The organism is Alicyclobacillus acidocaldarius subsp. acidocaldarius DSM 446 (assembly GCF_000024285.1).
GTDB classification, from domain to species: domain Bacteria; phylum Bacillota; class Bacilli; order Alicyclobacillales; family Alicyclobacillaceae; genus Alicyclobacillus; species Alicyclobacillus acidocaldarius.
This window is the reverse complement of the sequence record NC_013205.1, coordinates 270,872-284,887: the sequence shown is the minus strand read 5'-3', so window position 1 is coordinate 284,887 and position 14,016 is coordinate 270,872. Positions and strand designations below refer to the sequence as shown.

General features: G+C 64.3%; 11 protein-coding genes. 4 read left to right on the top strand and 7 right to left on the bottom strand.

All coding sequences use genetic code 11. The features are described from left to right. Window positions 1-283 precede the first annotated feature (283 nt). Window positions 284-1,456 carry a glycosyl hydrolase family 18 protein gene (locus tag AACI_RS01315; protein ID WP_012809695.1) on the bottom strand — a complete coding sequence of 391 codons (1,173 nt, stop codon included), beginning with the start codon at window positions 1,454-1,456 and terminating at the stop codon, window positions 284-286. Between the two features lie 151 nt (window positions 1,457-1,607). On the opposite strand from AACI_RS01315, the gene AACI_RS01310 reads away from it, so the two are divergent. Continuing rightward, on the top strand, window positions 1,608-2,819 hold the full coding sequence (locus tag AACI_RS01310; RefSeq protein WP_012809694.1) for an MFS transporter: 1,212 nt from the start codon (window positions 1,608-1,610) through the stop codon (window positions 2,817-2,819). A gap of 50 nt (window positions 2,820-2,869) precedes the next feature. Here AACI_RS01310 and AACI_RS01305 read toward each other — a convergent pair whose 3' ends face one another. Next, on the bottom strand, window positions 2,870-3,856 hold the full coding sequence (locus AACI_RS01305; RefSeq protein ID WP_012809693.1) for an aldo/keto reductase: 987 nt from the start codon (window positions 3,854-3,856) through the stop codon (window positions 2,870-2,872). Between the two features lie 111 nt (window positions 3,857-3,967). Between AACI_RS01305 and AACI_RS01300 the strand changes: the two genes are divergently transcribed. Continuing rightward, a complete protein-coding gene (locus tag AACI_RS01300) occupies window positions 3,968-4,567 on the top strand; it encodes a polysaccharide deacetylase family protein (RefSeq protein ID WP_012809692.1) in 600 nt (199 codons plus the stop codon). A gap of 92 nt (window positions 4,568-4,659) precedes the next feature. On the opposite strand, the gene AACI_RS01295 is transcribed toward AACI_RS01300, so the two are convergent. Genes AACI_RS01295 through kdpF form a run of 5 tightly spaced genes read right to left on the bottom strand, consistent with a single transcriptional unit; the run spans window position 4,660 to window position 11,414 of the window. Continuing rightward, window positions 4,660-6,924 (bottom strand): universal stress protein, encoded by a 2,265-nt coding sequence (locus AACI_RS01295; protein WP_012809691.1) that lies wholly within the window; start codon window positions 6,922-6,924, stop codon window positions 4,660-4,662. Beyond that, window positions 6,921-7,514: a potassium-transporting ATPase subunit KdpC gene (gene kdpC / locus AACI_RS01290; RefSeq protein ID WP_012809690.1), complete on the bottom strand. Its 594-nt coding sequence runs from the start codon at window positions 7,512-7,514 to the stop codon at window positions 6,921-6,923. Before kdpC ends, AACI_RS01295 begins: the two co-directional genes overlap by 4 nt. 14 nt (window positions 7,515-7,528) lie before the next feature. Next, window positions 7,529-9,580, bottom strand: coding sequence for a potassium-transporting ATPase subunit KdpB (gene kdpB / locus AACI_RS01285; protein WP_012809689.1), 2,052 nt, complete (start codon window positions 9,578-9,580; stop codon window positions 7,529-7,531). A 15-nt stretch (window positions 9,581-9,595) separates the two neighbouring features. Then, window positions 9,596-11,284 (bottom strand): potassium-transporting ATPase subunit KdpA, encoded by a 1,689-nt coding sequence (kdpA, locus tag AACI_RS01280; RefSeq protein WP_012809688.1) that lies wholly within the window; start codon window positions 11,282-11,284, stop codon window positions 9,596-9,598. 52 nt (window positions 11,285-11,336) lie between these two features. Continuing rightward, window positions 11,337-11,414, bottom strand: coding sequence for a K(+)-transporting ATPase subunit F (kdpF, locus tag AACI_RS17170; RefSeq protein WP_148213813.1), 78 nt, complete (start codon window positions 11,412-11,414; stop codon window positions 11,337-11,339). A 241-nt stretch (window positions 11,415-11,655) separates the two neighbouring features. Here kdpF and AACI_RS01275 point away from each other — a divergent pair, with 241 nt between their 5' ends. Next, window positions 11,656-13,281 (top strand): ATP-binding protein, encoded by a 1,626-nt coding sequence (locus tag AACI_RS01275; RefSeq protein ID WP_012809687.1) that lies wholly within the window; start codon window positions 11,656-11,658, stop codon window positions 13,279-13,281. Beyond that, window positions 13,278-13,976, top strand: coding sequence for a response regulator (locus AACI_RS01270; protein ID WP_012809686.1), 699 nt, complete (start codon window positions 13,278-13,280; stop codon window positions 13,974-13,976). Before AACI_RS01275 ends, AACI_RS01270 begins: the two co-directional genes overlap by 4 nt. Window positions 13,977-14,016: the final 40 nt, after the last annotated feature.

Below are 14,016 nucleotides of genomic sequence, written 5' to 3'. Positions count from 1 at the left end.
AACCGCTTACTCACGTCGCGGCGAAAGCGCCATCCCCATGACTCGCACACGTCTTGCGTTCGACGCTCTCGCCACAACCTGATCTATGCATACCAGACCGGAACCTAGTTTGTCAACACAAACAACTAAGTTTGCGAAGCTGATTTCTTTCCGTCGGCACGCCGTGTCCCCATCCCAACATCCGCGTTTCATGTGCACCGGGAACGGTGAATTTCGTCAGAGATTGCCGTTGACGCGTGTCACGAAACGCGCCCCGCCAACCTCGGCAGGGCGCGCACATGGCTCAGCCCACAGGAGTCTGCTCCCGCGTCCACTTCTTCGTGTTGAACTGATTGTTGACGAGGATGGGCACCTGAGGGAAGTTCGTGGGATAGGACCAGAAGCTCATGCCCCGCAAGTTGTACTCGACAACCAAGTCCTGCTTGGCCTGAAAGCTGCGCGGGTCCTCGAACCACACGATGTGGTGTCGCCCTTCTGCATCCGAATAGGTGAAATACGGCGCTTCGGCCCGAAGATCGTATTGGATGGGCACGTGCTGCTGATACGCGAGATTCACCGCCTGAACCGGCGTGAGGGTCGCGGCGCGCGTGCCGGGGCGATACGGAAGCGTCCAGTCGTACCCGTACACCGACACACCGAGCATGATCTTCTCGCGCGGGATGGCCGTGACGGCGTAGTTCAGGACCTTTCGCATCTGATCGACAGGCGAGACCGGCATCGGCGGGCCGCCTATCCAGCCCCACTCGTAGGTCATGAGGACGACGAAATCGCAAAGTTCCCCATGCCAGCGATAGTCGTGGGCCTCGTATAGGAGCCCCGGCTGGTCCTCGTACAGCTTCGGCGCAAGCGCGCTGGAAAGGAGGAATCCTTCTTTGCGCACGCGCTCGGCGCAGCGCTCGACGAAGGCGTTGTACAGGTCGCGATCTTGCGCGTACACGTATTCGAAATCGAGGTTGAGCGCTCGATAGCCCTTGTCGTTCATCACGCGGAGCACGTTCGTGAGGATCTTCTCCTGCGCGGACGGCGACGTGAAAATAGCGTGCGCCACGTCCGAGTTGAACATGTCTCCGTGCCAGTTGGTCAGCACGAGCATCGGCATCACGTTCTGATTCAGGGCCGCGTCCACCAAAGCCGTTTCGTCCGATCGCGCCCGGATGGATCCGTCCGTTTCCGCCTGGTATGAAAAGGGCGACACATACGTCAGCACAGGGGCGAGCACGTCCAGCTGATGCGGCGCGGGATCGGTGAACTGAACAAAGTACGCATTGACCTCGATGGTGCGGCGCTCCGCCCCGGTCACCTCGCCCTGACGCGTCGGAATGACGAGCGCCTGCCCGACGACCAACTGCTCCGGATTTCGAATGCCGTTTGCGGCCGCGATATCGGCAGCCGAGACGTGGTACAGCTTGCCCAGCTCCCACAGCGTGTCTCCAGGCTCGACGACATGAATGAGCATCTGCCTTCACTCCTCATGGATGGCGATCTCGACATCAGCCTATGCCCACTGCCCGCACGTGGGCTGGGCGGACGCCCATCGCCATGGCCATTTGGAGTTGAAAGCTGCACCGTCTATGATCGACATGGCAAGGAAATGGGAGGTGTGGCGCATGGCAACGGTTCCCGAAAACGACCCTTCTCCTGCGCAACCACTGTCTCGCCGGCTCGTCCTCTTGATGGCAGTGGCCGCAGGCGTCGGCGTGGCCAACCTGTACTACCTGCAACCTCTCCTGCACGACATTCAGGTCGGCTTTCGCGCGCCATCCTGGCAGGTGGGCTTGGCGGCGACCCTGACCCAAATCGGCTACGCGCTGGGGCTGTTTCTCTTTGTTCCCCTTGGGGACAGCCTGGAGCGACGAAGCCTGATGGTGAGGATGTGCGTGGTGACCGCGGGAGCGCTCCTCATCTTGGCGGGATCGCCCAACGTGTGGTGGCTCATGGGATGCTGCCTGGCCGTGGGCGCGGCGACCATCGTGCCGCAGCTCGTGGTCCCCTTTGCGGCTCACCTCGCGCTCCCGGAAGAACGCGGCCGCACGGTCGGCACGGTGATGAGCGGCCTGCTCATCGGCGTCCTGCTGGCGCGCACACTGGCAGGTCTCGTGGGCCAGGCGCTCGGATGGCGGGCCGTTTACGCCCTGGCGGCCGCAGGAATGATGGGCCTCGCGGCCTTGCTTCGCGCAAGTCTGCCTGCATCGCCGCCCGAATCGCGCACGCCGTACGGGCAACTGCTCCTCTCGCTCGTCCACCTGATCCGCGCCTATCCGGACCTGCGCGACGCATCGCTCCTCGGCGCGATGTCGTTCGCGGCGTTCAGCGCGTTTTGGACCGTGCTCTCGCTCTATCTCGCCGGCCCGCCGTTTCATCTCGGCCCGGGCGTCACTGGGCTGTTTGGCCTCGCCGGCGTTGCGGGCGCACTCGCCGCGCCTTACGCGGGGCAGATGGCGTCACGGCTTCCGGCCATCTGGACGGCCCGGCTCGCCTCGTGCCTGACCCTCGCGTCGTTCGGGCTCTTTTGGACCTTTCGGCACAGCCTCGCAGGTCTCGCACTCGGCGTCGTTCTCATGGACCTCGGCGTTCAAGCGACGCAGGTGTCGAATCAGGCGCGCATCTACAGCCTGTCGGATGAGGCGCGCAGCCGCATCAATTCGGTGTACATGGTGACCTATTTTCTCGGAGGTGCCCTGGGGTCGTTCGTGGGCGCGAGCGCGTGGGACCGATTTCACTTCGGTGGGGTCTGTGTGGCGGCGTGCGTCCTCCTCGCCATCGGCATCTTTGGCGTCGCAATGGTCGCGCCGTCCCGCTTGCGGGGCTGGCGCACGTGACCGAGCGGGGAGCCACCCGCTCGGCCCCGTTCGCCCTGGCGATCTCGCCTTCAGATCCCGATGGACCTCATGCTGGCCTCTGGATACCGCGCGCCCGCGGCGACGCCTTTTGGCGCAATGGCGTCGATCTCGCGCAGCTCCTCCGCCGTGAGCTTCACCTCAAGCGCGCCGAGGTTTTCCTCAAGATACTTCACCCGCTTCGTTCCCGGGATGGGCACGATGTCTTCTCCCTGCGCCATCACCCAGGCAAGGGCGAGTTGCGCGGGTGTGCAGCCCTTTTCGCGCGCGAGGCGCTCGATCTTCTCGACGAGATCGAGATTCCGCTTGAAGTTTTCGCCCTGGAAGCGCGGCGAATGGCGGCGGTAGTCGTCCTCCGGCAGGTCTTCGAACCGGCGAATGGCGCCGGTCAAGAAGCCGCGGCCGAGCGGGCTGTACGCCACAAAGCCGATGCCAAGCTCCCGCACGGTCGGCAGGATCTCGTCCTCCACGTCGCGGCTCCACAGCGAGTACTCGGTCTGGAGCGCCGTGATGGGATGCACCTTGTGCGCGCGGCGGATGGTCTGCGCCCCGGCCTCGGACAGGCCCAAGAACCGCACCTTTCCTGCCTTCACCAACTCCGCCATGGCCCCGACCGTCTCCTCGATGGGCACGTTCGGATCGACGCGGTGCTGGTAGTACAGGTCGATGTAGTCGACGCCAAGCCGCTTGAGGCTCGCATCGCAGGCCTGTTTCACGTATTCGGGCCTGCCGTTGATGCCGAGGAAGGTCCCGTCCGGCGCGCGGACGTTTCCGAACTTCGTAGCGATCACGACTTGGTCGCGATACGGCCTGAGCACACGCCCCACGAGCTTCTCGTTCTCGCCGACGCCGTACATGTCGGCCGTGTCGAAGAAGTTGATGCCGAGTTCCACGGCGCGCTCCAGCGTCCGGATGGCCTCCGCCTCGTCGCGGCCGCTGTAGAAATCCGACATGCCCATGCAACCGAGCCCAAGCGCAGAAACCGTAAGGCCCTGCGTGCCCAACGCTTTCGTCTGCACGTGCCATCCCTACCTTTCAAATTCGCGCGACTCGCAATCAAGCGACGCCTGCGCAACTAGTATAATCCTTTCTGGAAAGTTCAAAAAACGCATGTGAAGGAGGACCTTCGCTTGCAGCGCCAAACGCCCGAACCCTCGTCGCCCCCGCGTCACCTCGCCATCACCTTCGACGACGGCCCAGACGGGGACATGACGCCCAAGATCCTGTCCACGCTCCGGGATTACGGCGTGCCCGCCACCTTTTTCTGCATCGGCCAGCAAGTCGAACGATTTCCCGATGTCCTCAAATCCATCCACCAGGCCGGGCACGAGATCGGCAACCACACCATGACCCATCCCTACCTCACGAAATTGACGGACGCCGAGATCGAACGGGAATTGCGCGAATGCCAAGCGGCCATTGAGAAGGTCGTGCAGGTGCCCATCCGCTACTTTCGCCCGCCGTACGGAGACATCGACGATCGCGTCCGCCGCATCGCGGCCTCCCTTCACTACGAAGTCGTCCTCTGGGACGTCGACTCGCTCGATTGGTCTGGGATTCCCGGCCCAGCCGTCGCGGCCAACGTGCTGCCCAAGCTCAGGCCGGGCGCCATCATCCTGATGCACGCCGGGCCGTTTGCGAAGGGTACGCCGGAGGCGCTCCCGTACGTGCTCGAGGTGGCGGTGGCAATGGGCTACGATTTCGTCCCGCTCGCGAAGCTTCACCGGTGAATCCGCCACTGCGCGAATGACCCGTCCTCCGCACGGACGTTCGCTCCGCCGCCCGGCTGGCCCGTGCCCGTCCTGGATGCCGAGCCTTGTTCTCACGCGGAGGGCTGCGACCAGCGGCCTGCGTACGCGACGATGTGGAGATCGACGAACTCCGCGCGGTTCAGCACGTAGGTGATGGGCCGGTGGGCGAATCGCGCGCCGAGACCTCGGTTCAAGGGCTGTCCCATCACGATCTGGGAGACCGATTCGCTCTCGGCCGTCTCGACGATCACCTGCCCGACCGATTTGTGCAGGGCAGGCCGAAGAAGGAACTCTGCCCCGAACTGCTCGGCGAGATCGCGCACGGCCGCAAAGTCGCGCTCACTCTGGCTCGATAGAGGGAACTCCGTCTGCACGACGAGCACGTACAGCTTGGCCTGCAGCCGGTCCGCGATGCGCCATCCGCGCCGAATGAGCGCTTCGGAGTGCGGGCGGTAGTTGACGCAGACCAGGATCCGCTCCGGATCGGCGGGCGGAGGCGGCGCCAACCGCCCGTCCACCACGTCGGCCACCTCGCGAAGCGCGATCTCGCGCAGCGCGGCCAAATGCGCAAGCTGAAAGAAGTTGCTCAGCGCCTGCTCCACCTTTTCCGGCGGGTAGATCTTGCCTTCCAAGAGCCGCTCCACCAGCGTCTCCGGGCTCACGTCGATGAGCTTCACCTCGCTCGCGAGCTTCACGAACCAGTCCGGCACGCGCTCGCGGATGGTCGCACCCGTGATGTGCTCGACGCGATCTTTCAGGCTCTCGAGGTGTTGCACGTTCACGGCGGACACCACGTCGACCCCGTGCTCCAACAGATACAAAATGTCCTGATACCGCTTCTTAAACATGCTGCCCGGCGCATTGGTGTGTGCGAGTTCGTCCATCAGGACGACCTGCGGGCGCCGGGCGAGGATGGCCGCGAGATCCGGCTCCTCGTACACCTTCCCGCCATACTCGATCCGCCGCTTCGGAATCCGCTCGAGATCGCCGATCTGAGCCTCCGTCTCCGGGCGCCCGTGGGTCTCGATGAGGCCGATCACGACGTCGATCCCGCGGACCTTCCAGTCGTGCGCGTCCTGCAACATGCGATACGTCTTGCCGACGCCCGGCGCCGCGCCGATGTAAAGCGTGAGTTTACCGGGAAGCTTCCGCTCCCGGACCACCCGCTCGCTCGCCCAGTTTCGCTGCTCCCTTGCCGCCGGCGACAACGGCCGCCAGCCCACCACGCGCAGGTCGACGTACTGCAGGTGCTTCAGCAAGTACTGCACCGGATGATGCCACGCCATCAGGCGGCGCGGAGACGCGCCCTTCCTTGGCTGGCCGAGCACCACCTGCGTCGCGTTGACCCGCCTCGCGACCCGGAGGATGACCTCACCCACGGGCCGGTCCCGCTTGGGCTCGAGCACCCACTCCGCGCCGTGAAACTCGGCCAGCCTCCTCAATTCGTCCACCTCGGCCCGCGCGCGTTCGGTCATGCGGTCCTCGTCCGTTTCGGCCGCGTACACGACATGGAGATCGCCTTTCATTCGCATCGCCATGCGCCGCCCGCGCTCGATGAGCGTAGCCGCGCGATCCGGATGACTCACGCAGACAAGCACGACCTCCTTCGCGCCGACAGGCCCCGGAATCGCCCGACGCTCATAGGAATGCTCCAGGCGTTCGTCGACATCGTCCGCCACGGCCCGGAGCGACATCTGGCGAAGCCACGCCAGCCGATCCACGCGAAAGAAGTTTTGCAGGGCGGCGTCCACTTTCTCGGGTGGGTAGATCTCCCCGTCTCGCAGCCGCTGCCTGAGCGTCTCGGGCGTCACGTCGATGACGGTGACCTCGTCCGCTTCGCGCAAAAACCACTCGGGCACGACCTCCCGCACGCGGATGCCAAGTTGTTGCTGAACCTCGTCGCGAACGGACTCCAGGTGCTGAATGTTGAACGCCGTCATCACCGAGATCCCGCGATCCAAAAGATACATCACGTCCTCGTATCGCTTCTCGTGCATGGCGCCCGGCGGGTTCGTGTGCGCGAGCTCGTCGATGACGCACACCTCCGGCCGCCGAGCGACAATCGCGTCGAGATCAGGCTCCTCGAACGTCGCCTGCCCCACCTTCAGCACCCGCGGAGGAATCACTTCCAACCCCTCGAGCAGCTTCTCGGTGGCGGGACGGCCGTGCGTCTCCACCCATCCGATCACGACGTCGGTTCCCTCTTCGCGAAGCCGGCGCGCCTCGCGCAGCATGGTGTAGGTCTTTCCCACCCCGGGCGCGGCGCCGATGAACACGCGCAGGCGCCCCCGGCGGCCCGAGCCGCCCGTGGGCCGGATGACCTCACCTCCCGTCATCTCGCCGTCCCCACCCGCGCGCCCGGGTGGAGTTTCTCCCAGATGGCCAGGTTGAGCTGCATGACGTTGACCATCGGCTCTCCGTACAGGCCGAGCGCCGGGAATGCGGCGTCGCGCTGCACGAGCGAGCGAAGCCAAGCTTCAGAGAGCCCCGTGGCTTTGCTAATGCGCGGAATTTGGTCATACGCGTCCTTCAACTCGACATCGGGATCCAGCCCCGATCCCGTCGACTCCACCATGCTCGTAGGGACCTGGTCCCCCTTAAGCCCCGGATTTTGTCGGAGCACAGCGCGCAGGTTTTGCCGAACCTCCTGCACAAGCGCCGGATTCGTGGGCCCGAGATTCGATCCGCCCGATCCGTCCGCGTTGTAGTTCACGGCCGAAGGGCGCGGCTCAAACCACATCGGCTGCGGAAACGGCTGGGCGATGAGCTCGGACCCCACGGTGCGACCATTGACCGAGATGAGGCTTCCCTGTGCCTGCCACGGGAACACAATCCGCCCCAATGCCACGAAGAAGAGCGGGTACACGATGCCCAGAAGCACGGCGAAGACCAGGGTGAATCGAAGGCTTCTCCACACGTTGATCACAGTCGCTTCCCCCTTCACACCGCGCCAAGCGCGTGCAGGATGACATCAATGACCTTGATCCCCACAAACGGCGCGATCACGCCGCCGACGCCGTACAGGAGCAGATTTCGCATCAACAGCTGCATCGCACTTGTCGGGCGGTATTTGACGCCGCGCATCGCGAGCGGGATGAGCAGCGGAATGATCACAGCGTTGAAGATGAGCGCGGACAGGATGGCGCTCCGCGGGCTCGTCAGATGCATCACGTTCAAGGCGCCGAGCGCTGGCAGAAAGCTCGTAAACATCGCCGGGATGATGGCGAAATACTTCGCCACGTCGTTCGCAATCGAAAATGTTGTGATGGCGCCGCGCGTGATGAGCAGCTGCTTGCCGATGGCCACCACCTCGATGAGCTTCGTCGGATCGGAGTCGAGATCGACCATGTTTGCGGCTTCCTTGGCCGCCTGTGTGCCACTCTGCATGGCGAGCCCCACGTCCGCCTGGGCGAGCGCCGGCGCGTCGTTGGTGCCGTCGCCCGACATGGCGACGAGCCTGCCCTGTTCCTGCTCGCGCCGGATGAGGCGCATCTTGTCCTCGGGCTTTGCCTCGGCGACGAACTCGTCGACGCCGGCCTCGCGCGCGATGGTCGCCGCCGTGAGCGGGTTGTCGCCCGTGCACATGACGGTCCGAATGCCCATCTTGCGCAACTCCTCAAACCGCTCGCGGATGCCCGGCTTGACGATGTCTTTCAGGTAGATGACGCCGTACACGCGCTGATTCTCGGCCACCACGAGCGGCGTGCCGCCCTCCTTGGCCACGCGCTCCACCACCGCGTCGAGATCGCCCGGGATCTGCCCGCCTTGCGCGAGCACGTACCGCTTGATGGCGTCCGCTGCGCCCTTGCGGAGACGCGTCCCGTCCGGAAGGTCGAGCCCGGACATGCGCGTGTCCGCCGAAAACTCGACGTTGCGTGCATCGGCATAGTCCTCGCGGCGGAAGGTAAGGCCCATCTGCCGGGCGAGATCGACCACCGAGCGGCCCTCGGGCGTCTCATCGAACAGCGAACACAAAGCCGCTTTCTCGGCGAGCGTGCGCTCATCGACGCCCTGCACCGGGAGAAACGCCGACGCGAGCCGATTGCCGATGGTGATGGTGCCCGTCTTGTCGAGAATGAGCGTATCGACGTCGCCGGCGGCCTCCACGGCTTTGCCGGACTTCGCGATGACGTTGAAGCGTATGACCCTATCCATACCAGCGATGCCAATGGCGGATAGGAGCGCGCCAATGGTCGTGGGAATGAGGCAGACGAGAAGCGCCACGAGTGTCGCGACGTCCACGTGTGCGCCGAGCCCCTTCGCGATGGGCGGCAGGCAGTCGATGACGATGAGAAAGATGAGCGTGAGCCCCGCGAGCAGCACGGACAGCGCAATTTCGTTTGGCGTCTTTTGCCGAGACGCGCCTTCCACGAGCGCGATCATTCGGTCGAGAAACGTCTCGCCGGGATTGGCGGTGACGCGGATGACGAGTTCATCCGACAACAGCTTCGTCCCGCCTGTGACCGAGCTGAAGTCACCCCCCGCTCCGCGAATGACCGGAGCCGATTCGCCGGTGATAGCCGACTCATCCACACTGCCAATGCCCTCGATCACCTCGCCGTCCGCGGGGATGAGTTCCCCCGCCACCACCTTGACGACGTCCCCCTTGCGCAGATCGGACGCCGGGATGCGTTCGTAGCGCCCATCGCGCAGGACGTTCGCCATCAGTTCTGTTTTCGTCCTGCGCAGCGACTCCGCCTGCGCCTTGCCGCGTCCTTCCGCGATGGCCTCAGCAAAGTTGCCGAAGAGCAGGGTGACAAAGAGAATCACCGTGACGGCGAGATCATAGCCTCGCGCGCCGGCCATACCGCCAGGGCGCACCGCGGAGCCGAACAGGCTGGGATCGAAGGTCAGCGCGAGCGTGACCAACATGCCGATCTCGACGACGAACATCACGGGATTGCGCACCAGGACGCGCGGATCGAGTTTGACGAAGGAGTCGACACATGCGCGCAAGACGAGGGCGCGATCGAACGAGCCTTTGCGAGCCATACGCACACTCTCCTTTCAGCCGAGTTGCAGCTGTTCGCCTATCGGCCCGAGCGCGAGATACGGGAAGAACGTCAACGCGCCGACGATGATGAACACCGCGACAAACACGTAGCCAAACGCGAACGTGTCCACCTTGAGCGTGCCCGACGTTTCGGGGATGCGCGCCTTTCCGGCGAGCGAACCTGCGATGGCGAGCATGGCGATGATCGACACGTAGCGCCCGAACAACATCACGAGCCCGATGGAGATGTTGTAAAACGGCGTGTTTCCGTTCAGCCCCGCGAATGCCGAGCCGTTGTTGGCCGCTGCCGACGTGAACGCGTACAGGACCTCGGTGAACCCGTGCAGTCCAGGGTTGCCCATGGAAGCCCGGGCGCTCGGCAGCGCCATGGCGATGGCGGTCGGGACGAGGATGACGAACGGATGCACGAGCATCGCCGCCGTCGCGAGCTTCATCTCGCGAGCCTCGATCTTCTTTCCGAAGATCTCCGGAGTTCGCCCGACCATGAGCCCGGAGATGAAAACCGCGATGATGAGAAACATGAGGATATTGAGTAGCCCCACGCCCTTCCCGCCGAAGATCAGGTTGAACATCATGAATAGGAGTGGAACCATGCCGCTCAGGGGCATCAGGCTGTCGTGCATCGCGTTCACCGCGCCGGTGGTGTACGCGGTGGTGGCGGCGACGAACAGGCTCGTCAGGGGCAGGCCGAACCGCACCTCCTTGCCCTCCATGTTGGGACCATGAATGCCGAGCGCGTGCGCGAGAATGGGATTCCCCGCCGCTTCGTACGCGTACACGATGTACGCACCCGCGAGCAGGATGGCGCCGAGCAGGGTGCAGAGCACGATGGCCAATCTGCGGCTGCGCAGAAAATGCCCCGCGGTGAACACCAGGGCGGTTGGAATGAGCCCCATGCCCATGATTTCGAGGATGCACGTCCACGCGTTCGGATTCTCGAACGGGTGCGCGGAGTTGGCGTTGAAGAACCCTCCCCCGTTCGTCCCGAGCTGTTTAATGGCTTCAAGCGTCGCCACCGGACCGCGCGCGATGGTCTGCATGCTCCCGGCCAGCGTGTGCACGACGGCTGGCCCGGAGAGCGTCTCGGGGACGCCGAGCGCGAGCAGCAACACGGCAAGGATGGCCGCGATGGGCAGGAGAAGGCGCGTGTGCGCCTTGACGAGATCGACCCAAAAGTTGCCAAGCGCGTCCGTCTTCTGGCGGCTCAGGCCGCGCAAAAACGCCATCGCCGCCGCGAGCCCGGTCGCCGCGGACGTGAATTGCAGGAACGTGATACCGATCATCTGGCTCAGGTACGACAAGGACTGCTCACCGGCGTAGTTCTGCCAGTTGGTGTTGGTGATGAAACTTGCCGCCGTGTTGAACGCCAAATAGGGCGGCATCGCGGGGATATGCGCCGGATTGAGCGGCAGCACGCCCTGCAAGCGAAACACGGCGTACGCAAAGAGCGCCATGACGAGGTTGGACACCATCATGGCCCGGAGATATGCCTTCCAGTCCATTTCGACTTCCGGATTGACGCCGATGAGCCGATAGATGGCACGCTCGACGGGCACCATCACGGCGTCCGGTCGGACGCGCTCGCCGACAAACGTTCGATAGATATAGCCACCCAGTGGCCACGCGCACGCGACGAGCGCAAGCACCACCAGAAAAATCGCGAGGATGCCGGATAAGGTCACTCCTAGCGCCTCCCTTTCTTGTTCACGCCCGCCCGGTCCAGAAAAGCAGGCGTCAGAACTTCTCCGGATGGAACATCACGTAGACGAGATAGGCCATCACCGCGATGGACAGCACGAGCAAAAACCACATGGTCACGCCCCCCTATGAACGATCGAAGGATCGATGAATGACGTACAAGAGTGCAAACACCGCCAAAAACAGGGCGATTGAGATGACGTCCTCCACAACAACTCCCCCCTCCGGCCGACACCTCGCAGTCTATCCAGCCGGGCATGAGGAATCGGATGTTGATTCGCCGCCGATGGCGTAAAAAATGCGTAAAAATCGTTGGCAAGCCCGCATCGTCGCGCTACCCTTCAGGAGAGACAGTTTGCGGCATGCGCGCCGCACGGAGTGGATGCGTGTGCGATTTACCCCGAAGTGGCAGATCCTGCGCGTGAATTGGCCCACATGGTGGCAGGAAGGGCGCCAAGGCGAGACCGCGCTGCCTCGGCCCGCCCGTGCCGTCTGGGCATACGCCGCCGTATGCGGCATGGACGCGCTCCTCACGGGCCTCGTGTTTTTGCTCGACTTCCATTACGATCGCGTCAACATCGCCATGCTGTATCTGATTCCGGTCGTCGTCGCGTCCGGCGTGTACGGCCTTTGGCCCGGCGTGTTTGCGGCGTGCCTTGGCCTCATGTCGTTCGATTTCTTCTTTGTGCCGCCCATCTTCAGCTACGCGGTGAGCGATCTTCGCTTTCTCGTGTCGTTCGCGGTGTTTCTCGTCGTGGCCATCACGACTGCGGGGCTCGCCTCTAGCATGCGGCGGAGGGCGGAGGAGGCCAGCCAGCGCGCGCGCATCGCGCAGACACTCTTTCGCATGAGCCGAGCCCTGACGGCCGCGATGGACGAGGCTCGCGTGGTCCAGACCGCGCTGGAACAGGTCCGAGATCTGCTGAACACGCACGCGTACATTGCCCTCAAGCGGCCGCACGGCTACGATCTTCGGGCACTTCAGGGAGATGAGGCAGACCCCGTGATCGATCGGCAGGTCCTCGACTGGGTCCTTCGCCACGGCGATCTCGCCAGCTTCGGCTCGAAGTCTCACGGCCAGGCTGCGTTCTTGTACGTGCCGATCCGCGCTCAGGACGAGGTGTACGGCGCCTTCATCGTCGGCGAACCCGGGCAGTTTCGTCTGGCCACGCGCGGCGAGATCGTGGACATCCTGCGGGCCATGGCGAGCCTCGTGGCCATCGCGCTCAGCCGAATCGCGTCCGAAGAGCGGGCGCGGCTTGCGGACATCGCGGCGGAATCGGAGCGCATCCGAACCGCCATCCTCAACTCCATTTCCCACGAGCTGCGCACCCCCATCACCACCATGCTCGGAGCGGCCGAGGCCCTGCTTGACCCAGGCGCGTCGCTCGATCCGGCCGATCGACGTGAACTCGTGCTGACGCTTCGCAACAGCGCCCTGCGCATGAATCGACTCGTCACGAATCTCATCGGCATGGCGCGCATTGAAGGGGGAATGCTGGTGCTCAACAGGCGGCCCACCGATCTCGCCGACGTCATCCGCAGCGCGCTGCACGAGGTCGCGGAGTTAACTGCCGACCATCCTGTGCGCGTGCGGGCGCCGCATCCGTCCCCCATCGCGGAAGTCGACGAGACGCTGTTCCAACAGGCGGTGGTGAACCTCCTCTCGAATGCGGCCAAGTACTCGCCGCCCGGCGCGCCCACCGACGTGACGCTCGCGTCGTGCGGGACAGAGGCGACGCTCGAGGTCCGCGACTACGGTATCGGCATTTCGGACGACGAGATCGACCGCGTGTTCGACAAGTTTTACCGCAGCCAGCGGGTCAACAAGATCCCGGGCACGGGCCTCGGCCTCGCCATCGTGCGGGCTGTCGTCGAGGCGCACGGCGGACACATCGAGGTCGAGCGGATGAATCCCGGCACCGCGTTTCACATTCGGTTGGCGGCGCGGCCGGCTCCCAAGGAGGCGGAAAATCGGTGAGTGGGGCAAAGATTCTGGTGGTGGACGACGAGCGCGCGATTTTGAAGCTCATGCAGATTGCGCTCAAAGGACATGGATACGAGGTGCTGGAAGCTTCGAGCGGAGAAGAGGCACTGGTGGTGGCGAGCACGAAGCGGCCCGATCTCGCCGTGATCGACTGGGGCCTGCCCGACATGGAAGGCATCGAGGTGTTGCGGCGGCTGCGCGAGTGGTCGCAGATGCCCGTCATCATGCTGACCGTGCGCGACGCGGAAGAAGACAAAATTGCGGCACTCGACGCTGGCGCGGACGATTACGTGGTAAAGCCCTTCGGCATGGGCGAGCTGCTCGCCCGGATCCGCGTGGCACTCCGACACGCCGCGCGCGTCCAGGATGAACCCGTCATCGAGGCGGCGGGCCTCGCCATTCACCTGGCGGAGCGGCGGGTGGAACTGAACGGCGAAGCGGTGAAGCTCACGCCTATCGAGTACGATCTGCTGAAGGCCCTGGCGCAGAACGCCGGAAAGGTCGTGACACAGAGGCAACTCTTGCGCCACGTTTGGGGCGACGTCGATCCCGACAACGCCGCGCACTACCTGCGCGTGTACATCGGCCACCTCCGCAAGAAGCTCGAGGACGATCCGTCTCGCCCATGGCGCATTGTCACCGAACCAGGCGTGGGGTATCGATTGGCGGTCGAGCCGCCGGAGGCGTGAAAAAAGCCGCCCAAGCCGGGCGGCCAACAACGCGCTGCTT